General features: G+C 71.6%; 18 protein-coding genes. 9 read left to right on the top strand and 9 right to left on the bottom strand.

Features of this window, described 5'->3' with window-relative positions; genetic code table 11:
• Nucleotides 1-25 precede the first annotated feature (25 nt).
• The 5 genes from AC07FK_RS22070 to AC07FK_RS22050 form a co-directional block, all read right to left on the bottom strand.
• Nucleotides 26-2,860 (bottom strand): FtsX-like permease family protein, encoded by a 2,835-nt coding sequence (locus AC07FK_RS22070; RefSeq protein ID WP_479106637.1) that lies wholly within the window; start codon nt 2,858-2,860, stop codon nt 26-28.
• Nucleotides 2,857-3,627, bottom strand: coding sequence for an ABC transporter ATP-binding protein (locus tag AC07FK_RS22065; RefSeq protein WP_479106636.1), 771 nt, complete (start codon nt 3,625-3,627; stop codon nt 2,857-2,859). Before AC07FK_RS22065 ends, AC07FK_RS22070 begins: the two co-directional genes overlap by 4 nt.
• A gap of 66 nt (nt 3,628-3,693) precedes the next feature.
• The gene (locus tag AC07FK_RS22060) at nt 3,694-4,437 is read right to left on the bottom strand and encodes a PadR family transcriptional regulator (protein ID WP_479106635.1); all 744 of its coding nucleotides are present in this window, start codon (nt 4,435-4,437) and stop codon (nt 3,694-3,696) included.
• A gap of 237 nt (nt 4,438-4,674) precedes the next feature.
• Nucleotides 4,675-5,331, bottom strand: a complete 657-nt coding sequence (locus tag AC07FK_RS22055; protein ID WP_479106634.1) for a hypothetical protein — start codon at nt 5,329-5,331, stop codon at nt 4,675-4,677.
• Nucleotides 5,332-5,536: 205 nt separating this feature from the next.
• Nucleotides 5,537-7,198, bottom strand: a complete 1,662-nt coding sequence (locus AC07FK_RS22050; RefSeq protein WP_479106633.1) for a protein kinase domain-containing protein — start codon at nt 7,196-7,198, stop codon at nt 5,537-5,539.
• A 339-nt stretch (nt 7,199-7,537) separates the two neighbouring features.
• Here AC07FK_RS22050 and AC07FK_RS22045 point away from each other — a divergent pair, with 339 nt between their 5' ends.
• Nucleotides 7,538-9,190: a protein kinase domain-containing protein gene (locus tag AC07FK_RS22045; RefSeq protein ID WP_479106632.1), complete on the top strand. Its 1,653-nt coding sequence runs from the start codon at nt 7,538-7,540 to the stop codon at nt 9,188-9,190.
• Nucleotides 9,191-9,200: 10 nt separating this feature from the next.
• Here AC07FK_RS22045 and AC07FK_RS22040 read toward each other — a convergent pair whose 3' ends face one another.
• The 3 genes from AC07FK_RS22040 to AC07FK_RS22030 form a co-directional block, all read right to left on the bottom strand.
• The gene (locus tag AC07FK_RS22040) at nt 9,201-10,214 is read right to left on the bottom strand and encodes a phosphotransferase (protein ID WP_479106631.1); all 1,014 of its coding nucleotides are present in this window, start codon (nt 10,212-10,214) and stop codon (nt 9,201-9,203) included.
• Between the two features lie 23 nt (nt 10,215-10,237).
• Nucleotides 10,238-10,663, bottom strand: coding sequence for a pyridoxamine 5'-phosphate oxidase family protein (locus tag AC07FK_RS22035; protein ID WP_479106630.1), 426 nt, complete (start codon nt 10,661-10,663; stop codon nt 10,238-10,240).
• Nucleotides 10,664-10,734: 71 nt separating this feature from the next.
• A complete protein-coding gene (locus tag AC07FK_RS22030; protein ID WP_479106629.1) occupies nt 10,735-11,406 on the bottom strand; it encodes a response regulator in 672 nt (223 codons plus the stop codon).
• Nucleotides 11,407-11,732: 326 nt separating this feature from the next.
• Here AC07FK_RS22030 and pdhA point away from each other — a divergent pair, with 326 nt between their 5' ends.
• From pdhA to AC07FK_RS22000, 6 genes are all read left to right on the top strand, one after another.
• Nucleotides 11,733-12,881: a pyruvate dehydrogenase (acetyl-transferring) E1 component subunit alpha gene (pdhA, locus tag AC07FK_RS22025; RefSeq protein ID WP_479106628.1), complete on the top strand. Its 1,149-nt coding sequence runs from the start codon at nt 11,733-11,735 to the stop codon at nt 12,879-12,881.
• A gap of 2 nt (nt 12,882-12,883) precedes the next feature.
• Complete coding sequence (locus AC07FK_RS22020) at nt 12,884-13,864, top strand: alpha-ketoacid dehydrogenase subunit beta (RefSeq protein ID WP_453401824.1); 981 nt, start codon at nt 12,884-12,886, stop codon at nt 13,862-13,864.
• Between the two features lie 14 nt (nt 13,865-13,878).
• Complete coding sequence (locus AC07FK_RS22015) at nt 13,879-15,327, top strand: dihydrolipoamide acetyltransferase family protein (RefSeq protein ID WP_479106627.1); 1,449 nt, start codon at nt 13,879-13,881, stop codon at nt 15,325-15,327.
• 108 nt (nt 15,328-15,435) lie between these two features.
• Nucleotides 15,436-16,518 carry a VOC family protein gene (locus tag AC07FK_RS22010; RefSeq protein ID WP_479106626.1) on the top strand — a complete coding sequence of 361 codons (1,083 nt, stop codon included), beginning with the start codon at nt 15,436-15,438 and terminating at the stop codon, nt 16,516-16,518.
• Between the two features lie 243 nt (nt 16,519-16,761).
• Complete coding sequence (locus AC07FK_RS22005) at nt 16,762-17,880, top strand: LLM class flavin-dependent oxidoreductase (protein WP_479106789.1); 1,119 nt, start codon at nt 16,762-16,764, stop codon at nt 17,878-17,880.
• On the top strand, nt 17,877-18,482 hold the full coding sequence (locus AC07FK_RS22000; protein WP_479106625.1) for an FMN reductase: 606 nt from the start codon (nt 17,877-17,879) through the stop codon (nt 18,480-18,482). Before AC07FK_RS22005 ends, AC07FK_RS22000 begins: the two co-directional genes overlap by 4 nt.
• 30 nt (nt 18,483-18,512) lie before the next feature.
• On the opposite strand, the gene AC07FK_RS21995 is transcribed toward AC07FK_RS22000, so the two are convergent.
• A complete protein-coding gene (locus tag AC07FK_RS21995; protein WP_479106624.1) occupies nt 18,513-18,929 on the bottom strand; it encodes an ATP-binding protein in 417 nt (138 codons plus the stop codon).
• Between the two features lie 123 nt (nt 18,930-19,052).
• Between AC07FK_RS21995 and AC07FK_RS21990 the strand changes: the two genes are divergently transcribed.
• Both AC07FK_RS21990 and AC07FK_RS21985 read left to right on the top strand, forming a co-directional pair.
• The gene (locus tag AC07FK_RS21990) at nt 19,053-19,922 is read left to right on the top strand and encodes a helix-turn-helix domain-containing protein (protein WP_479106623.1); all 870 of its coding nucleotides are present in this window, start codon (nt 19,053-19,055) and stop codon (nt 19,920-19,922) included.
• The gene (locus AC07FK_RS21985) at nt 19,919-20,161 is read left to right on the top strand and encodes a DUF397 domain-containing protein (RefSeq protein WP_479106622.1); all 243 of its coding nucleotides are present in this window, start codon (nt 19,919-19,921) and stop codon (nt 20,159-20,161) included. Before AC07FK_RS21990 ends, AC07FK_RS21985 begins: the two co-directional genes overlap by 4 nt.
• Nucleotides 20,162-20,333: the final 172 nt, after the last annotated feature.

The following is a 20,333-nucleotide window of genomic DNA, read 5'->3' as shown; positions in this document are numbered from 1 at the left end:
GGGGCACGGAACCGGTCGCCGTCGGTCAGCCCGCCGCGCGCCGCGCCACCGCGGTGCGGGACCGGGTGACCAGTGCGGCCAGCAGTGCCGCGCCCACGGGTACGGCGACGAGCAGGGCCGCGAGGGTCTCCCACGGGACCACGATCGGGACGTACGGCACCTCCTGGACGCCGCCCATGCCCTGGTCCACGGCCTCCTCGTACCACTTGAGCGCCTGGCGTTCCTCCGTGAGCCGCAGGCCGACGGCGGGCAGCACACCCGCCGCGGAGCCGAGCACCACACCCATCGCGGCGACCACCCCGCACTGGAAACCGCTCAGCGTCCTGCGCACCCGCGGGGGCGCGCCGACCGCGGCGAGGGTCTTCAGATCGGGCTCGGCGTCGGTCTGGGCCAGGCCCGTCGCGATGCCGGCGGCGCCGATGGTGACGAGTCCGGCGAAGACGGCCAGAGCCAGCAGTTCGATGCTGTTGTCGCTGGTGTAGCCCTTCTCGACGTACAGGCCGCCGTCGGTGCCCAGGGTGTCGAGTGCCGCCTGGAGCTCCTGCTCCTGGGTGCCGCTGGGCAGTTTCTCGGTCGAGAAGTACGCGCCGGCGGGCGCGGTGATGAACCCGGCGTCCTTCGCCGCCTCGGCGGGCAGGATCACCTTGACGCCGTACGCCTCGGCCGACTCCGGGGCCTGGTGGACGGGGAAGGACTTGATCTCACCGGGGGCGTCCTTGCCCTTCTGCGCCATCAGGTCGGCCTTGTCGGTGTCGGTGATCAGCCTGATGCCGATCTTCCCCTTCTCGACGTTGCGCCGGTCGAAGGAGACCGCCTTGCCGCTTTTGAGGGCGGTGACGGCGGCGGGGTCGTCGACTGCGAGGACCGAGAGCAGCTTCTCGTCGGCGACGAGTACGTCGTACTCGGCGTAGTGCTTGCCCTCCTGGCAGCGCCAGTCCTTGGAGAGCTTGCGGCGCTCGGCCGCGGGGAGGTCCTCGCCGTCCTGGGACCACAGGGCGCAGCGGTTCTCCTTGGGCGTGAAGATCTCATACCGCCCGCATCCCTTGGCGTCGCTGTACGGCAGGCAGTTGGCGTTGCCCACGGCGATGCGGTCGACGTCGGCGCGCACGTCGACGGGGTAGTGCTTCTGGACGGCCGCGCGGATGCCGGGCACGTCCCGGCCGCCGCCCTCGCCGTTCATCACCGTCACCACGCCGTACGGGAGCCGCGCCGAGTACTCAGCGCGCTGCTGGACGTCGTCGCTGGCGGTGTAGGTCGCCACGGCGACGGTGCCCGCGACGGCCGCAAGCACGGCGGCGACGGCCGGAGCCGTACGGCCGCGGTTGCGTACGGCGTCGCGCAGGGCGAGGCGCGGCGACAGCGGCAGCCACCTGCCGAGCCGGCCGAAGAGGCCGACCAGGGCGGGGGTGAGCGCGACGACGCCCAGCTCGGCGAGGGCGCTGCCGCCCGCGACGACGGTGACGTTGTCGGTGGCACCGGCGCCGTAGACAGTGATGGTGATGCCCAGGCCGGCCGCGATCAGACCGATGACGGGCAGGACGCGGCTGGAGCGGCGTACTCCGCGGCGGCCGGTCAGCGAGGCCAGTACGGACTGACGCGACGCGGTGACGGCCGGGACGATCGCGGCGAGCAGGCCGGTGATGACGGCGATCAGGCCGATGCCGAGAAGTTCCAGCGGACGGATGTCGAAACTGCCGAACCGCTTGCCCATGTAGTCCTCGAGCGTGGGCTGCAGCGCGAAGGTGAGGAGCAGGCCGAGCGCGGTGCCGACGAGGGCCGCGGCGACGCCGATCACCAGGCCGCCGGAGAGCACGATGGCGCGGATGTGGCGGCGGTCGCCGCCGTTGGCGCCGACGAGGCCGAGCTGGCGCGCGGAGCGCCGGGCGCCGACCGCGAAGGCGGGGCCGGCCAGCAGGCAGATCTCCAGCATGGCGAGGCCGACGACGGTGGCGACGACGGCGAGCGCCGCGGCGTCGGACGCCGCGCTCTGCTCGAAGGCGCCTCCCCAGCCCTCCTTCTGATAGAGCGCCACGTCGGAGCGGGCGGGCGGGTCGACGGCGACGGCACGCGAGACGACCGTGACGCCGTGGCGGTTGGCCTCCTCGACCATGTTCCACGTGAAACCGCCGCCGACCGAGACCAGGTAGGTGGTGGAGGTTTCCGTGCCGGACAGGTCGTCGGCCTTCAGAGCCTTGTCGAGGGGCGCGAGGAAGGTGCCGGGCGGGGCGAGGACCTCGTCGGCCTTGAGCGAGTCGGGGAGTTCGTACGAGCCGACGATCCGGTACTCGGTGGCGAGCCCCCGGGCGGCGACCGCCGAGCCGACCTTGAGGCCGGACGACGCCAGGAAGTGCGTGGTGGCGGCGACCTCGCCGGCCTTGTCCGGGAACCGGCCCTGCTCCAGGGTCATCATGCCCCTGGTCATCGGGTCGGTGGCGTCCAGCTCGTGGATCACGGTGTTGAGCAGCCCGTGCTCGGTGCGGAGCTTGCCGCTGCCGTTCGAGTCCTTGAGCGTCTTGGCGCCCGCCGGGAAGGCTGCCGGAATGTCACCGGCGCCCTCGGGCCACGGATCCGTCTCGTCGTACTCCTTCACCGGTACGGAGCTCTGCCCCTCCGGATCCTGGAGGATCGGCACACCGCCCATGCCCGGGTCGCTCATCCGGGCGTCTGCGGCGCCCAGGGTGCGGTCCATCCGCTGTTCGGGGGAGAGTTCGGCGCTGCGCAGGGTCAGGTCGACGGCGCTCACGCCGAGGATCGGCAGGGCGATCATGGCGAGTACGAGAGAGCTGCGGCCCTTGAAGCGCCAGGCGTCGCGGCGGGCGATGCGCACCGCGGCCACCCATGAGTGGTACCAGCGGTTCACTGGGCGGCCGCCTGCCCGGAGAGCAGCGAGTCGGCCTGGCTGCGCAGGGTCTCGTCGACGACGGAACCGTCGCGCAGGAAGACGACCCGGTCGGCCCAGGCCGCGAAGCGCGGCTCGTGGGTCACGAGGATGCCGGCGGCGCCGGCGTCGCAGCGGGCGCGCAGCAGCGCGAGCACGGACTCGCCCGTCTCGGAGTCCAGGGCGCCGGTCGGCTCGTCGGCGAGGACGAGGCGGCGGTCGCCCACCAGGGCACGGGCGATGGCCACGCGCTGCTGCTGGCCGCCGGACATCTCGTCGGGGAAGCGGTCGGCGAGCGGGCCGAGCCCCATCTCCTCCAGCGCGGCGACGGCCGAGACGCGGGCCTTGCGGGCGGACACGCCGTCCAGTTCGCGGGGCAGGGCCACGTTCTCGGCGGCGGTCAGGGCCGGTATGAGGTTGTAGTCCTGGAAGACGTAGCCGATGTTGCGGCGGCGCAGGGCGGCGAGTTCCTTGCGGCTGACCGTCGTGATGTCCGTTCCCTCGACGACGACGCGGCCCGAGGTGGGGCTGTCGAGGCCGCCCGCGATGGTGAGCAGGGTGGACTTGCCCGAGCCGGACGGGCCCATGACGGCGACGAGTTCGCCGGGGAAGACGGAGAGGTCGACGCCGCGCAGGGCGTGCACCTCGGTGGCGCCGCTGCCGTGGACACGGGTCAGCCGTTCGAGCTGCAGTACCGGCTGCTCCTGTGACGGGTGGGGCTGTTGTGCCTCGTGGGACTCGTGAGGCATGGATCCGGGCATGGCTTCAGGCATGAAGAAGTCCCCCCTGGGACGGGATGGTCGTGCGACGCGGGCTTATCGCCGAGCGCTGCGAGATGCGGAAGAAGTACGAGCGGTTCCGGGTGCGGAAGCAGTACGAGCGGTTCCGGTGCCGGTGGTGGCCCCGCCGGCCGGGGCGTCGGCGCCGGCCGGGACCGTCGGGTCCCCCGGAACCGGGCCCCCCGCCCCGGCCGCCGTGGCCGTGGACGTGTTCTCGGCCCTGCGCGCGGCCGCCGCGGAGAGCCGGGCGAGCCGGGACTCGGAGTGGTCGAGCCACCGGGCCTCGGCCTCGGTCTGGAAGATCAGCTGCTCAAGCACGAGCAGCCAGGCGACGTCGTCGCGCCCTTTCTCGCCGTCCGCTCCCTCGACGGCGACGAGCGCCTGGGCCTTGAGGCGCGTGTAGTCCTGCATCGCCCGCAGGGTGGCGTGGCGCTGCGCCTGGATGACGGCCCGGATGTCGACGCCGGGCGCGCCGACGGCCATGGCGAGCTTGATGGCCAGCTCGTCGCGGGGCGGGCTGGCCCGGTCGACGGGCCTCCCGAACCAGCTCCTGAGCTCGCCGCGCCCCGCGTCGGTGATCGCGTAAAGCGCGTGGCCCGCTCTGTCCTCCCCGTCCTGGACGACCATGCCGTCGCGTTCGAGGCGGCCCAGGGTCGTGTAGACCTGGCCGACGTTCAGGGGCCAGGTGGCGCCGGTGCGCGACTCGAACTCGGTGCGCAGCTGGGAGCCGTACCGGGGCCCGTGCTCAAGAAGGGCAAGCAGCCCGTGACGGATCGACATACTGAGTATGTATACCGAGTATGTCGCCGCGTGGCCAACCGTCCTGAGGGGGACATCGCACGTACGTCTTGAGGGGGACGCCGGGCGGACGGAGGAGGACGGCGCCGCTCGAACGGGCGGGGTCGCACCGCCGTCGCCATCGGTGCCCGCGCCGCAGTCGCCGTCCGGCGCCGCCGTCCGAACGGGGCGTTCCACCCCGCAGCCGCGGTCCGTCCCGCAGTCGCCGTCCGAACGCGGTCAGCCGCGCCGTAGTCGCAGTCCCAGGAACCCGAGCCCCAGCCCCATCAGCGTCAGCCCCGCCCCCAGCGGCAGCACGTGGACGCCCAGGGGGTCCGACTGCGCCACCACCTGCCCGGAGCCCTCCGGCGCGGCCCCCGGCGGGCGGTCCGCGGGCGGGGCGGCGGACTCGTCGCCCGGCTCGTCGAGCGCCTCCTCGTGTACGTCCCAGGCTTCGGGCGCGTACGACTCACGGGGGATGGCCGAGGTGCTCGCCGATGCGGAGGCGGATGCGGAGGCGGACGCCGACGGACTCCGCGTGACCCGCGGGCTGCCCGACGCACTGGCGTCGGCGCTCGGTGACGCCTTCTCGTCGGCGTCCCCGGCCCCGCTGGGGTCCGCGCTGCTCCACGGCGGCCGCCCCGGCCGCGTGCGCCCCTCACCCGCGGGCCGGCCGGCGAGACTCTCGGCGGGCGTGGCGGAGGCGGCGGGCCGCCCGGGCCGCTCCGGCGCCGGCACGCCCGGCAGCAGCTCACGCTCGGTTCCGTCGCCCGGGGAGGGCGACCACGTGGGCGCGAACACCGGCGTGGGCCCCGGGCCGCGCTCCTCGGCGTACGCCCCCGGAACCGGCAGTGCCAGCAGTGCGGCCACCCCAACCGCCGCGAACCGGACAGCCATGGGACTCCGCCTCCTGAAGTGAACCGGCCCGCGCCGGACCGCGATGTGATCCGGACCCCGATGTGATCCAGGCCACGGGAACAACAGCATCAGCGTCACATGCCGCGACATTCCCGGCGCGCCAGGTCACACGAAAGGGGCCCGGCACGCGACGGGCGCGCCGGGCCCCTTCTCACGTCCGCTCCGGACGCGTCGGCTGTTCGGCCTAGTCCGAGGGCGGGTTGCCGCTGGACACCTCGACCTCGATCGTGGCGTCGTCCTCGTCCACGTCCGAGCCGGACTTGGGGAACTGGTTGACCACGAGGTCCTCGCCCCAGGTGGCGTTGTCGACCTCGGTTTCCTTGATCTTCCAGCCGGCCGCCTGGACGCACGCCTTGACCGACAGGATGTCCTTGTAGAGGAAGTTCGGGACGACGACCTTCTCCGGGTCCGTCAGCGACTCCCTGCCGGGCGAGCAGTCCGTCGTCTTCATCGTGCGGGTGCGGTCCGGGCCGCGGTAGCCGGGCTTCGCCGCCTCCTGGCTCTGCGGCGGGTCGTCGGTGCCGGTGTTCTGCGCCGGCGGGTCCTCCTTGAGGGACAGCGCGGTGATCACACCGCCGAGCGCGAGCAGCACGACCGCGATCGCGCCCACCAGCACCGGCATGTTCCGGCCGCCGCCCCCGCCGCCCGCCGGGGACGCGCCCTGCGGCGACATCGTGTACGGCGGCGGCGTGTGCCCGCCCTGCTGCTGCATGCCGTGGGTCGCGTACGGAGCGGGCGTCGGCGCCGGCGTCGGGTAGCCGTACGCGGGCTGGTTGGCGCCGGGGCCGGGGGCCGGCGTGTGCGGCGCGTACGGGCCCGGCGGCGGCGTGGCGGGCTGGTACGGCGTCTGGACGCTGCCGCTCTGCGGGTATCCCGCCTGGTCGACCGGCGGGAAGACCGCCGACCCCACACCGGAGCCGCTCTGCGAGGGAGCGCCGGTGATGATCACCGGTGCGGCCCCCGTCTGGCCCGACCCCGAGACCCGCGCGATCTCGTCGCGCATCGCCTCGGCGCTCGGGAAGCGCTCGTTCGGGTTCTTCTTCAGCGCCCGCGCCACCAGGGCGTCGACCGCCTGCGGCACGGACCGGTTGATCGAGGAGGGAGCGACCGGCTCCTCCTGGACGTGCGCGTACGCGATGGCGAGCGGGGAGTCCGCGTCGAACGGCAGCCGCCCCGTCACCAGCTGGAACAGCATGATGCCGACCGAGTACAGGTCGGAGCGCGCGTCGACCCCGCGCCCCAGCGCCTGCTCGGGCGACAGGTACTGCGGAGTGCCGACGACCATGCCGGTCTGCGTCATGGACGTGACGCCGGACTGCATGGCGCGCGCGATGCCGAAGTCCATGACCTTGACGACATTGCGCTTGCTCATCATCACGTTGCCGGGCTTGATGTCGCGGTGGACCAGGCCCATCTCGTGGCTGGTCTCCAGCGCGGCGAGCACGTCCGACGTGATCTTGAGCGCCTTGTCGGTCGGCATGGCGCCGTACTGCGCGATGTCCGCCTGGAGCACGGAGCCGAGCGGCTGCCCCTCGACGTACTCCATGACGATGTACGGCATCAGCGCGCCGTCCAGCTCGTCCTCGCCGGTGTCGAAGACCGAGACGATGTTGGTGTGGGAGAGCTTGGCGACCGCCTGCGCCTCACGCCGGAAGCGCTCGCGGAACGACTGTTCGCGGCCCAGCTCGGTGTGCAGCGTCTTGATGGCGACCTGGCGGTCGAGGGCGGTGTCGTACGCGAGGTACACCGACGCCATGCCGCCTTCTCCGAGCAGGTCGCGCAGCTGGTACCGCCCGCCCGCGACCGAGCCGCCCGCGTAGCGGCCCTGTCCGCCGTCCTGGCTCATGACTGTGCTTCCCCCTCAGCGCAAGATTTACGGGCCAAGTCTGCCCGAGGGCACTGACACGTCAAGCGCGGTGCCCGTTCCGTGACCGTACGCGCAAGAAGCGTCGCGGAAGCGTTACAGCGCGGGTGCGGCACCGGAACCGCCCCCGTCCAGAATTGCGTCCGGAATTTGCACGGGTACACCGGCAACGGGTTTGATGGCCGGTCCATCCCGAACCGGAGCGTCGCGCGGAGGCTGTAGCGTGACGTGGCGGAGCACCTCGAGGCGCACGCCTTGAGACCTTGAGGCCCATGAGGACGACCGCGGACGCGGCGCGGACAGAAACGACGGCGAGGACTGATGGCACCCGAACCCGAGGGAAGCGGCGGCGGAGTGTCGGACGCCCCGGAATCGTGGGGTATGGGCGGATTGGTCGGCGATGGTCGCTACCGCCTGACGCACCGCCTGGGCCGTGGCGGCATGGCGGAGGTGTTCGCCGCCGAGGACGTACGGCTCGGCCGTACCGTCGCGGTGAAGCTGCTGCGCTCCGACCTCGCCGAGGACCCGACCTCCAAGGCCCGCTTCACACGCGAGGCGCAGTCGGTCGCGGGCCTGAACCACCATGCGGTGGTCGCCGTGTACGACTCCGGCGAGGACCAGGTCGGCGGCAGCGTCGTCCCCTACATCGTCATGGAGCTCGTCGAGGGCCGTACGATCCGCGAGCTGCTGCAGAACGCCGAGGCCCCGGGCCCCGAGCAGGCGCTGATCATCGTCTCCGGCGTCCTCGAAGCGCTCGCCTACAGCCACCAGCACGGCATCGTGCACCGCGACATCAAGCCCGCGAACGTGATCATCACTCACAGCGGCGCGGTCAAGGTCATGGACTTCGGCATCGCGCGCGCCCTGCACGGCGCGCAGTCGACCATGACGCAGACCGGCATGGTCATGGGCACGCCCCAGTACCTCTCCCCGGAGCAGGCACTGGGCAAGGCCGTCGACCACCGCAGCGACCTCTACGCGACGGGCTGCCTCCTGTACGAGCTGCTCGCGCTGCGGCCCCCCTTCACCGGTGAGACCCCCCTCTCGGTGGTCTACCAGCACGTGCAGGACATCCCCGTGCCGCCGTCCGAGATGTCGGACGTGGCGCCGCCCGAGCTCGACGGGCTCGTCATGCGCTCCCTCGCCAAGGACCCGGACGACCGGTTCCAGAGCGCCGAGGAGATGCGCGGTCTCGTCCAGTACGGCCTGTCCATGCTCCAGGAGCAGGGCAGCCACACCGGCATGTGGAACACCGGCCCCGTGGAGATGCACGAGGGCGGCCACACCCCGGCCGGCGGCTCGTACCCCACGACGGTGATGGGGCACCCGAACCACGGCGACACCTCGCAGATGCGGGCCGGCGGCGCGATGCTGCCGCCGATGAACCCGGACGACGGGGCCTACGACGGCGGGAACGGCGGCGGCCGGGGCGGCCGCGGCAAGATGTGGATCTTCGCGGTGCTCGCGATCATCGCGATCACGGCGGGTGTCGCCTTCGCGGTGAACAAGGCGGGCGGCAACGGCGCCGAGGAGAAGAAGACCCCGCCGTCGGTCTCCGAGTCCTCGCCGAAGCCGGAGAAGACGTCGTCCAAGAAGCCCTCGGACGACGAGGAGACCTCGGCCGACACCGACCCGGGCACCTCCTCGACCGGTGGCCAGCAGCAGAGTTGGCCGCCGTCGAACGTCCCGTCGACGCGTCCGAGCAGCACCCCGTCGCACACCCCCAGCGCCACGCCGTCGACCCCCCCGGAGACCGACCCGGGCACGACGACCGACGGCGGCACGGACGACGGAGGGACGACGGACGGCGGCACGGACGACGGAGGCACGGACGACGGCGGTACCACCGACGGCGGCACGGACGCCGGCGGTACGGACGCCGGCGGTACGGACGCCGGTGGCACTGACGTGGGCGGTACGGACGCGGGCGGTACGGACGCGGGCGGGACCGACGTGGGCGGCACCACCCCCTGAGCCCCGCCCCTCACCCGGCGAAGGCGTCGCCCACCGCCTCGTACTCCTTCGTCCACCACACCGCCAGGGCCGACGCCGCAGGGAACTGCGGGTCGGCCCTTCGGTCGTGCCGCTGGTAGCGCCAGCGCAGTATCCAGAAGTCGTTGAGGCGCTCCCACCACACCCGGTGCACGGCCGCCGCCAGCTCGTCCGCCCCCGCCCCGGCCGCCCTCCGGTACGCCGCCGCGTACGCCCGTACCTTTTCCAGCTCCAGTTCGCCGTCCGGCCGTACGAAGAAGATCGCGGCGGCCCGTACCGCCTCCTCCGCGCGCGGCTGCACCGCGAGCCGGTCCCAGTCGACGATCGCGGCGGGCTCGGCGCCCCGGTAGAGCAGGTTCAGCGGGTGGAAGTCGCCGTGCACCCAGCCGGTGGCGGGCTCGGAGACCGGCGGCGGCCGGCGGTGCGCGTGCCGCTCCAGGAGCGTGCGCCGCTCCACCAGGCGGTGCTCGGCCAGTACGTCGAAGGCGTCCCGGGGCCGCCGCCCGCGCGCCAGCGTCAGCAGGTCGTCGATGAGCGCGAAGGTGTCGGCGGGGTCGGCGCAGCCGTGCGTACGCCGGTCCGCCTCCTCCATCACCCGGTCGAGGCAGGTGTGCACGAGTCCCAGCAGCGCCCCCAGGCGCCGTGACTCCACGGTCGTGAGCTGGGCCCCGTCCCGGTGCCGGCCCTCCACCCACGGGTGCAGGGCGTAGCAGCGGCCGCCGATGACGGTGACGGTGCCGCCGTGGGTGTCCTCGACCGGAGGGGCGACGGGGACGCCGAACGCCTGGAGGTGGCGGGTGGCGCGGTGCTGGCGCCTGATGGTGTCGCGGTCGCCGTCGAGGTGGTGCTTGAGGAAGTAGTCGCCGCGGGTGGTGACGAGGCGGTAGCCGTGGTTGAGCAGGCCCTGGGCCACGGGTTCGCAGGAGAGGGGATCGCCCGCGCCGCGGTAGCGGCGCAGCAGGTCGCCGACGGGCGGCGGAGGGGCGAGTACAGATGAGCCGGGCACCCGCCAGATGTTAGATCACGGAGTCACAGAGCGTGCTCGTACGCTCGCTCCGGGGCGCTGTTGAGGGTGTGGGCGGCGGCGAACTGCGGCTCGATGCGCAGGTAGACGGGCTCGAAGGGCTCACCGTCGACGTACCGGGGCCCGCGGCCGAAGAGCTCCAGCTCGTCGTCGGCCGGATCGAAGATCTCCGCGGTGCCGGTGCACTGGACGGCCCACAGGGTGCCGTCGCCGGACGTGCGCGGGTGGAAGTTGTCCGCACCGTACGCGACCACGCTGCCGTGGCAGGACTGGTGGTGGTTGAAGCCCGCGTGCATGCGCAGCAGGACGCGCCCCTGTACGACGACGTGCCGGGCGACGGCGAGGAAGGGCAGGGCCCGCATGCTCGTGGCGACTCGGCCGTAGGGGACGCGGCGGAGGAGTTCGATGGCGCGTAGGTCCTCGGTGGGCATGCGGTTCACTGTCGGTCACCGGTGCGGGCCGTGAAAGGGACGTAAGTCCCGAAAAGCGCGTGGCGGGCGTCTCAGCGGCGTTCCTCCGCCTGCTTGCGCGCCACGTACGCGGCGGCCTGCGAGCGGCGTTCCATGCCGAGCTTGGAGAGCAGGCTGGAGACGTAGTTCTTGATCGTCTTCTCCGCCAGGTGCAGCCGCTCGCCGATGACGCGGTTGGTCAGGCCCTCGCCGATCAGGTCGAGGATCCTGCGCTCCTGCTCGGTGAGGTTCGCGAGCCGGCTGTCGCCGCCGGCCCCGGCGCCGCCGTCGCCCGACCGCAGCCGCTCCAGGACGCGGGCGGTCGCCACCGGGTCGAGCAGCGACTTGCCCGCGGCGACGTCGCGGACGGCCGTCAGCAGTTCACTGCCCCGAATGGCCTTGAGGACGTATCCGGACGCACCGGCCATGATGGCGTCGAAAAGTGCCTCGTCGTCGGCGAACGAGGTGAGCATCAGGCATTTGACGCCCTCATTTCCCGAACGGACTTCCCGGCACACCTCTACGCCGCTTCCGTCCGGCAGCCGTACGTCGAGAACGGCCACGTCCGGGAGGGTCGCAGGGATCCTGACCAGGGCATCTGCCGCCGTTCCGGCCTCCCCGACCACCTCGATGTCGTCCTCCACGGAGAGCAGCTCGTGGACGCCGCGCCGCACGACCTCGTGGTCGTCGACAAGAAATACAGTGATTTTTCCTCTTTCGGGCACGGCGTCATCCTCACACATCGACTCTTCCCGTGCCGTGGGTCGCCGGGATAACGTGCCCCTGTTCCGGCGGCCCGCGAGGCTGTGACCAGTGGTTGTTCCCGAATTCTTCGATTTACTTGGATTTCCAAGCAAAATCGCAGGTCAAATGGGGTTTCGCAGTTATGCGAAGCACTGGGTAACGTTCCTTTGGCAGGGCGTTTCGCCGGGGCACCTGTCACACCTGTTCCCGGCCGAGTCGCACCCACCCCGTGCACGAGGACGCAAGCAGGTGAGCCGCACTGGTCACCGGCAGACCCCGGGGGCCGGACAGACGGAGGAGCACGCACGTGACCGTGGAGAGCACTGCCGCGCGTAAGCCGCGACGCAGCAGCACCAAGCGCGTCAGCGCCAAGAAACCCCAGCGATCCGAGCCGGAGCTCGTACAGCTGCTCACCCCCGAGGGCGAGCGGATCGAGCACCCGGACTACTCGGTCGATCTCACCCCGGACGAACTGCTCGGCCTGTACCGGGACATGGTCCTGACCCGTCGCTTCGACGCCGAGGCCACGGCCCTCCAGCGCCAGGGCGAGCTGGGCCTGTGGGCCTCGCTGCTCGGCCAGGAGGCGGCCCAGATCGGCTCCGGACGCGCGCTGCGCGACGACGACTACGTCTTCCCGACGTACCGCGAGCACGGTGTCGCCTGGTGCCGGGGCGTCGACCCGACCAATCTGCTGGGAATGTTCCGTGGCGTGAACCACGGTGGCTGGGACCCCAACACCAACAATTTCCATCTGTACACGATCGTGATCGGCTCGCAGACGTTGCACGCGACCGGGTACGCGATGGGTGTCGCCAAGGACGGCGCGGACTCCGCGGTCGTCGCGTACTTCGGCGACGGTGCCTCCAGCCAGGGCGATGTCGCCGAATCGTTCACCTTCTCCGCGGTCTACAACGCCCCGGTCGTGTTCTTCTGCCAGAACAACCAGTGGGCGATCTCCGAGCCCACCGAGCGCCAGACCCGCGTCCCGCTCTACCAGCGCGCCCAGGGCTTCGGCTTCCCGGGCGTCCGGGTCGACGGCAACGACGTACTGGCCTGCCTGGCCGTGACCCGCGACGCGCTGGAGCGTGCCCGCCGGGGCGAGGGGCCGACGCTGGTCGAGGCGTTCACGTACCGCATGGGCGCGCACACCACCTCCGACGACCCGACGAAGTACCGGGCCGACGAGGAGCGCGAGGCGTGGGAGGCGAAGGACCCGATCCTGCGCCTGCGCACGTACCTGGAGAAGCAGGGCATCGCCGACGCGGCCTTCTTCGACGGTCTCGAGACGGAGTCGGAGTCGCTGGGCAAGCGGGTCCGCGAGGCGGTGCGGGCCATGCCCGACCCCGACCAGATGGCGATCTTCGAGAACGTCTACGCGGACGGCCACGCTCTGGTCGACGAGGAGCGGGCGCAGTTCGCCGCGTACCAGGCGTCCTTCGCCGAGGAGGGAAAGTAGCCATGCCCGTACAGAAGCTTCCCCTCGCCAAGGCGATCAACGAGTCGCTGCGCACCGCCCTCGACACCGACCCCAAGGTCCTGATCATGGGTGAGGACGTCGGCAAGCTCGGCGGCGTCTTCCGCGTCACCGACGGCCTGCAGAAGGACTTCGGCGAGGAGCGGGTCATCGACACCCCGCTCGCCGAGTCCGGCATCGTGGGCACCGCGATCGGCCTGGCCCTGCGCGGCTACCGCCCGGTCGTGGAGATCCAGTTCGACGGCTTCGTCTTCCCGGCGTACGACCAGATCGTCACGCAGCTCGCGAAGATGCACGCCCGCTCGCTCGGCAAGATCAAGATGCCGGTCGTCATCCGCATCCCGTACGGCGGCGGCATCGGCGCGGTCGAGCACCACAGCGAGTCGCCGGAGGCGCTGTTCGCACACGTCGCCGGCCTGAAGATCGTCTCGCCGTCCAACTCCTCGGACGCCTACTGGATGATGCAGCAGGCCATCCAGAGCGACGACCCGGTGATCTTCTTCGAGCCGAAGCGGCGCTACTGGGACAAGAGCGAGGTCGACACCGAGGCCATCCCCGGACCGCTCCACAAGGCACGCGTCGTGCGCGAGGGCGCGGACCTGACCCTCGCCGCGTACGGCCCGATGGTGAAGGTCTGCGTCGAGGCGGCGGCCGCGGCGGCCGAGGAGGGCAAGTCCATCGAGGTCGTCGACCTGCGGTCGATGTCCCCGATCGACTTCGACACCGTCCAAACGTCGGTCGAGAAGACCCGCCACCTGGTCGTGGTCCACGAGGCCCCGGTCTTCTACGGCTCGGGCGCCGAGATCGCCGCTCGCATCACCGAGCGGTGCTTCTACCACCTGGAGGCGCCGGTGCTGAGGGTGGGCGGCTTCCACGCGCCGTACCCGCCGGCGCGCCTGGAGGAGGAGTACCTGCCGGGTCTGGACCGGGTACTCGACGCCGTCGACCGCTCGCTTGCGTACTGAGGAGAGCCGTGACGATGACTGAGACATCCGCTCCCGCCGCCGACACGGCGCGCTTCCGCGAGTTCAAGATGCCCGACGTGGGCGAGGGTCTGACCGAGGCCGAGATCCTCAAGTGGTACGTCCAGCCGGGCGACACCGTCACCGACGGCCAGGTGGTGTGCGAGGTCGAGACGGCCAAGGCCGCCGTCGAGCTGCCCATCCCGTACGACGGCGTGGTGCACGAGCTGCGCTTCGGCGAGGGCGTGACGGTCGACGTCGGCCAGGTGATCATCACCGTCGACGTGGCTCCGGGCACGGCGGCCGCCGCGCCCGAGGCCCCCGCGCAGGTGCCGGTCCCGGAGCCCGCTCCGGAGCCCGCTTCCGAGCCCGAGGAGGCCAGGCCCGCGGCCCGCCAGCCGGTGCTCGTCGGCTACGGCGTCTCCGAGGCGTCCACCAAGCGCCGCGCCCGCAAGGGCACGGCGGCCCCGGAGGCCGCGGTCGCCGCGGCGGTCCAGGCCGAGCTCAACGGCCACGGGCACACCGCCGCCCCGGCGTCGCGCCCGCTGGCGAAGCCGCCGGTCCGCAAGCTCGCCAAGGACTTGGGCCTCGACCTGGCGGCGATCACGCCGACGGGCCCCGACGGGATCATCACCCGCGAGGACGTCCACGCGGCGGCGGCGTCCGCCGTGCAGGCCCAGCCGGCCGCCGCACGGCCCGAACCGGCCGCCGCCGAGACCCCGCAGGCCGCGGCGGCCTCCGCGCCGTCCGAGGCAGCCGCTGCGGACCGCGAGACCCGTACCCCCATCAAGGGCGTACGGAAGGCGATCGCGTCGGCCATGGTGAACAGCGCGTTCACCGCGCCGCACGTCACGGAGTTCATCACCTTCGACATCACGCGCACCATGAAGCTCGTCGAAGAGCTGAAGTCCGACAAGGACATGGCGGGCCTGCGCGTCAACCCGCTCCTCCTGATCGCCAAGGCGCTCCTGGTCGCGATCAAGCGCAACCCGGACGTCAACGCGGCCTGGGACGAGGACAACCAGGAGATCGTGCACAAGCAGTACGTGAACCTGGGCATCGCGGCGGCCACGCCGCGCGGCCTGATCGTCCCGAACATCAAGGACGCGGGAGCCAAGACCCTTCCGGAGCTGGCGGCGGCGCTCGGCGAACTGGTCACGACGGCCCGCGAGGGCAAGACGTCCCCGGCGGCGATGCAGGGCGGCACGGTGACCATCACCAACGTCGGCGTCTTCGGCGTCGACACCGGTACGCCGATCCTCAACCCCGGCGAGTCCGCGATCCTCGCGGTCGGCGCGATCAAGCTCCAGCCGTGGGTGCACAAGGGCAAGGTCAAGCCGCGCCAGGTCACCACGCTCGCGCTCTCCTTCGACCACCGCCTGGTCGACGGCGAGCTCGGCTCCCGGGTCCTGGCCGACGTGGCCGCGATCCTGGAACAGCCGAAGCGCCTGATCACCTGGGCCTAGGCACTGTCCCCCCGGGGGCCGGGCGTCGCCGACGGCGACGCCCGGCCCCCGCGGTGCGTCCAAGAACTCACTGGCCCCGGCGGCGGCCCACCGGGGACAGTGACCCCCATGACGTCTCTCTTGCATCACGTGACCATCGACTGCGCCGACGCCTACGAACTCGCCGGCTTCTGGGCCAAGGTGTTCGGCGTCTCCGTCTCCGACGAGGACGAGCCAGGTGACCCCGAGGCGCTCGTCGAGACCCCCGGCGGCGCGGCCCTGCTCTTCGTGACGGTCCCCGAGCCCAAGAACGCCAAGAACCGCGTCCACCTCGACGTGATGCCGGACGACCGCACCCGCGACGAGGAGGTCGAGCGCCTGCTCGCCCTCGGCGCCACGCTCGTCGCCGACCACCGCAAGCCCAACGGGCGGGGTTGGGCCACGCTGGCCGATCCCGAGGGCAACGAGTTCTGCGTCGAGTGCGGAGCCGCCGAGCGCGCGGCGCTGACCGGCACACGGCTGCCCGTCACCGCCGACGACGTGACCACCGCCGTACGCCTGGCGGTCGACGCACTCCAGCACCCCCCGGCGGAGGCACTCACGAGCCCCCCGGCCGAGCCACTCATGAACCCCCCGGCCGACGCACTTGCCGATTCCTCGGCCGGCGACTGGACGGCCCGGGCCGGCTCCCTCGACTGGACCTGCTGGGAGACGGTCGAGCACATGAGCGACGACCTCTTCTCGTACGCGGTCCGGATGGGCCCGCGCGAGCCGTCGCTCGACGCCCGGGTGCCCTACCGGGCGGCCCCCGCCCGTGCGGGCGGCCCGGTGACCGCGATCTTCGCGGCCCCCGAGGCCGGCCTGTCCGGACTGCTCCGGACGCTGGAGGCGAGCGGCGCTCTGCTGGCGGCGATGGTCCGCACGGCCTCCCCCGATCTGCGCTGCCACCACGCGTACGGGATCTCCGACCCGGAGGGCTTCGCCGCGATGGGCGTCGTGGAGACGCTCGTACACACCCATGACGTCGCCCAGGGGCTGTCCCGGCCGTGGACGCCACCGGCGGACCTGTGCGACCGGGCCCTGGCCCGGCTCTTCCCCGACGCCCCCGCCGACGAGGACCGGTGGGCCGTCCTGCTGTGGGCCACCGGCCGCGCCGAGCTTCCGGGCCGCGACCGGGTCACCCAGTGGAAGTGGCACAGCGCGCCGCTGTAGCGGCGCCCGGCGGACCGCCGCCCCCGTGGGACGAACTCGGCAGAAGACGCATCCGGCCACCTTATTCACCCGATTTCGCCGCATCGCGGCAGGCCCGCCTCGCGTCTTCTGTCGACTTCCGCCCACCGTGCACGCCCACCGCGCACGCCCACCGCGGGCGTGGAATATCCCGCAGCACCCCGTCGTTGGCGTGATTGTTAAAGTTTCAACGACAATCGCGGGACCGCCTCGGAGGTGAGCGCGTTGCAGTTCGGGATCTTCAGCGTCGGAGATGTCACGACCGATCCGACCACCGGCAGGACGCCGACGGAGAACGAGCGCATCAAGGCCATGACGGCCATCGCGCTCAAGGCCGAAGAGGTCGGGCTCGACGTGTTCGCGACCGGCGAGCACCACAACCCGCCCTTCGTCCCCTCCTCGCCCACCACCATGCTCGGCTGGATCGCCGCCCGCACCGAGAACATCATCCTGTCGACGTCCACCACGCTGATCACCACCAACGACCCGGTGAAGATCGCCGAGGACTACGCGATGCTCCAGCACCTCGCCGACGGCCGGGTGGACCTCATGATGGGACGCGGCAACACCGGACCGGTCTACCCCTGGTTCGGTCAGGACATCCGCCAGGGCATCCCGCTCGCCGTGGAGAACTACGCGCTGCTGCACCGCCTGTGGCGCGAGGACGTCGTGAACTGGGAGGGGAAGTTCCGCACCGCCCTCCAGGGCTTCACCTCGACGCCCCGGCCGCTGGACGACGTACCGCCATTCGTCTGGCACGGCTCCATCCGCAGCCCGGAGATCGCCGAGCAGGCGGCGTACTACGGCGACGGTTTCTTCGCCAACAACATCTTCTGGCCCAAGGACCACTTCAGGCGCCTCATCAACCTCTACCGCGAGCGTTACGCCCACTACGGCCACGGCACCCCCGACCAGGCGGTCGTCGGGCTCGGCGGCCAGGTGTTCATGCGCAAGAACTCGCAGGACGCGGTGCGCGAGTTCCGTCCGTACTTCGACAACGCGCCGGTGTACGGGCACGGCCCTTCCCTGGAGGAGTTCACCGATCAGACCCCGCTGACCGTCGGCTCGCCGCAGGAGGTCATCGAGAAGACCCTCACTTTCCGTGAGAGCTTCGGCGACTACCAGCGCCAGCTCTTCCTGATGGACCACGCCGGGCTTCCGCTCAAGACCGTGCTGGAGCAGCTCGACCTGCTCGGCGAGGAGGTCGTCCCGGTCCTCCGCAAGGAATTCGCCAAGAACCGCCCGGCCCGGGTGCCGGACGGCCCCACCCACGCGGCGCGCGTCGCCGCCAGGCTCGCGCAGCAGGACCAGGAAGACCAGAAGCAGGAAGGGGTGACGGCATGAAGCTCGTCGTCGTATCGGCCGGCCTGAGCGTGCCCTCGTCGACCCGGCTCCTCGCGGACCGGCTCGCGGAGGCCACGCGCACGTCCCTCGGCGACGCGGACGTCAGCGTCATCGAGGTACGGGAGCTGGCGACCGCCATCGCGAACCACCTGGTCACGGGCTTTCCGAGCCCCGCGCTTTCCGAGGCGCTCGACGCGGTCACGGAGGCGGACGGTCTGATCGCCGTCACCCCGGTGTTCTCCGCGTCGTACAGCGGTCTGTTCAAGTCGTTCTTCGACCTGATCGACAACACCGCCCTCGTCGGCAAGCCGGTCCTGATCGCCGCGACCGGCGGCACGGCCCGCCACTCCCTGGCGCTGGAGCACGCCATGCGCCCGCTCTTCGCCTACCTGCGGGCGCTGGTCGTGCCGACGGCGGTGTACGCCGCATCGGAGGACTGGGGCGCGGAGGGCACCGCCCGTACGGACGACCTCCCGCGCCGCATCGAGCGGGCGGGCGGCGAGCTGGCGGAGCTGATGGAGTCGCGTGCGCGGTCCCGTCGGCCCGCCGACGAAACGGTGGTGCCGTTCGCGGAGCAGCTCGCGGCGCTGCGGGTCGGCTGACGGCGGCGCGGGGGTTGCTGGCCGACCCGTTCACGTGACGGCCAGCTCCGCCCAGACCACCTTGCCGACGCTGCGTTCCGTCACCCCCCACGCGTCCGCCAGCGCCGCCACCACGAGCAGTCCGCGCCCGCCCTCGCCGTCCCCGGCGGGGCGGGCGCGCGGCCGTCGCTCACCGCGCGTGTCGGCCACCTCGATACGGACCCGGCCTCCCCCGAGCAGCAGCAGGCGCACCTCGAAGTCGCGACCAGCGACGTGACCGTGCGTCACGGCGTTCGCGGCCAGCTCGGCGACGACGAGGGCGACGGCGTCGGAGGGCCCGCTGCCGAACGGCACGCCCCAGGCGTCGAGCTGCTGTACGGCGAGGACGCGCGCGAGCCGGGCCCCGCGACGGGTGGAGCGGAAGCGCTGGGCGAACTCCGCCGTGATCGAGGTGATTTCGGTGTTCATGTGACAGAGCGTGGCGGCCCGGCCGTACCCTGACCAGGAGTGACCGTTGGACGCTGGGTAACTGTACGGGTACGCACGGCACGGTGTACGGCACGTCGGCCGTGACCGGGAGAGCGGTACGGCATGACGGAATCCGTGAACCAGGACGCACGCCCCGAACTGCCCTCGGAGGCGGACGGCACCGCCCACTTGTTCCGCGCGCTCGGCAAACAGGTGCGGGTCCTGCGCGAGAACCTCGCCATGAGCCAGAAGGAACTGGCGACGGCCACCCACTGCGGCCTCGACCTCGTCTCCGCGATGGAACGGGGCGTACGAACCCCGCAGCCCGAGTTCCTGGACCGCGCGGACGACGCGCTGAAGGCGGGCGGGGTCCTGCGGGCGGCGATCCCTGACGTGCGGGAGGCGCAGAAAAAGGCGCGTACTCGACACCCCGATTGGTACCGGAACTACGCGAAACTGGAGGCGGAGGCGGTCCAGCTCCTCCACTACGGCAACCAGGTCGTGCACGGGCTGTTGCAGACCGAGGAGTACGCGAGGGCGATCTTCACCCAGCGGCGCCCGCTGCTGAGCGAAGAGATCGTCGAGAAGCGGGTGGCGGACCGGCTGTCCAGGCAGCAGGTGTTCGAGCAATGGCCTTCGCCCACCTTCAGCTTCGTCTTCGAGGAGGCGGTGCTCTGTCGCCCGATCGGCGGGCGGGCGGTCCATGCCGGGCAGCTGCGGCAACTGCTGCGTCTCGGCCGCCTGCGGGCCGTGGAATTGCAGGTGATGCCTACGGACCGCGAGGAACACCCCAATATGGACACGGCGTTCAACTTGTTGACCACTAAGGGGGAGCAGCAGGTCGGATACACCGAAGCCCAGGGCCACCCTCACCTGTTCACCGACCCCCGGGAGGTCCGTGAACTCGCGGATCGCTATGCAATGATCCGGGCGGAGGCTCTGACGTCCCGGGAGTCGTTGGCCCTGATCGAGAAGATGCTGGGAGACCGATGAACACCGACAAGCTCACTTGGTTCAAGTCCAGCTACAGCAGCGGCGAAGGCGGCGACTGCCTCGAAGTCGCCTACAACTGGCGCAAGTCGAGCTACAGCGACGGTGAGGGTGGCCAGTGCGTAGAGGTAGCCGCGCACCCCGCCGCCATCCACGTCCGCGATTCCAAAGTCACCGACGGCCCGCAGTTGGCGGTGGCCCCCGATGCCTGGGCGGCGTTCCTCTCGTACGCCCGCGCCTGACGCACGCAGCGCACCGCACAGTGCCCTCACCCTCCGGTGGGGGCATTTCGCTGGGCATATGCGGGAGTTGGGCGCGGTGCGGTACGGTGACCGCATCATCACGCTTCGTGTCCGTCCGGACACGGGGCGGTCCCCGGCGGTGCTACCAACACCAATCCGAGGACCTTCACCT

It is taken from the genome of Streptomyces sp. NPDC046122 (assembly GCF_056429965.1).
This window is presented reverse-complemented; position numbering and strand designations above follow the sequence as displayed.

Coding starts and splice junctions, on each gene's coding strand:
- AC07FK_RS22065 (WP_479106636.1), bottom strand. CDS start 3,627: ATGCCTCACGAGTCCCACGAGGCACAACAGCCCCACCCGTCACAGGAG.
- AC07FK_RS22060 (WP_479106635.1), bottom strand. CDS start 4,437: ATGTCGATCCGTCACGGGCTGCTTGCCCTTCTTGAGCACGGGCCCCGG.
- AC07FK_RS22055 (WP_479106634.1), bottom strand. CDS start 5,331: ATGGCTGTCCGGTTCGCGGCGGTTGGGGTGGCCGCACTGCTGGCACTG.
- AC07FK_RS22050 (WP_479106633.1), bottom strand. CDS start 7,198: ATGAGCCAGGACGGCGGACAGGGCCGCTACGCGGGCGGCTCGGTCGCG.
- AC07FK_RS22045 (WP_479106632.1), top strand. CDS start 7,538: ATGGCACCCGAACCCGAGGGAAGCGGCGGCGGAGTGTCGGACGCCCCG.
- AC07FK_RS22035 (WP_479106630.1), bottom strand. CDS start 10,663: ATGCCCACCGAGGACCTACGCGCCATCGAACTCCTCCGCCGCGTCCCC.
- AC07FK_RS22020 (WP_453401824.1), top strand. CDS start 12,884: ATGCCCGTACAGAAGCTTCCCCTCGCCAAGGCGATCAACGAGTCGCTG.
- AC07FK_RS22015 (WP_479106627.1), top strand. CDS start 13,879: ATGACTGAGACATCCGCTCCCGCCGCCGACACGGCGCGCTTCCGCGAG.
- AC07FK_RS22010 (WP_479106626.1), top strand. CDS start 15,436: ATGACGTCTCTCTTGCATCACGTGACCATCGACTGCGCCGACGCCTAC.
- AC07FK_RS22000 (WP_479106625.1), top strand. CDS start 17,877: ATGAAGCTCGTCGTCGTATCGGCCGGCCTGAGCGTGCCCTCGTCGACC.
- AC07FK_RS21995 (WP_479106624.1), bottom strand. CDS start 18,929: ATGAACACCGAAATCACCTCGATCACGGCGGAGTTCGCCCAGCGCTTC.
- AC07FK_RS21990 (WP_479106623.1), top strand. CDS start 19,053: ATGACGGAATCCGTGAACCAGGACGCACGCCCCGAACTGCCCTCGGAG.
- AC07FK_RS21985 (WP_479106622.1), top strand. CDS start 19,919: ATGAACACCGACAAGCTCACTTGGTTCAAGTCCAGCTACAGCAGCGGC.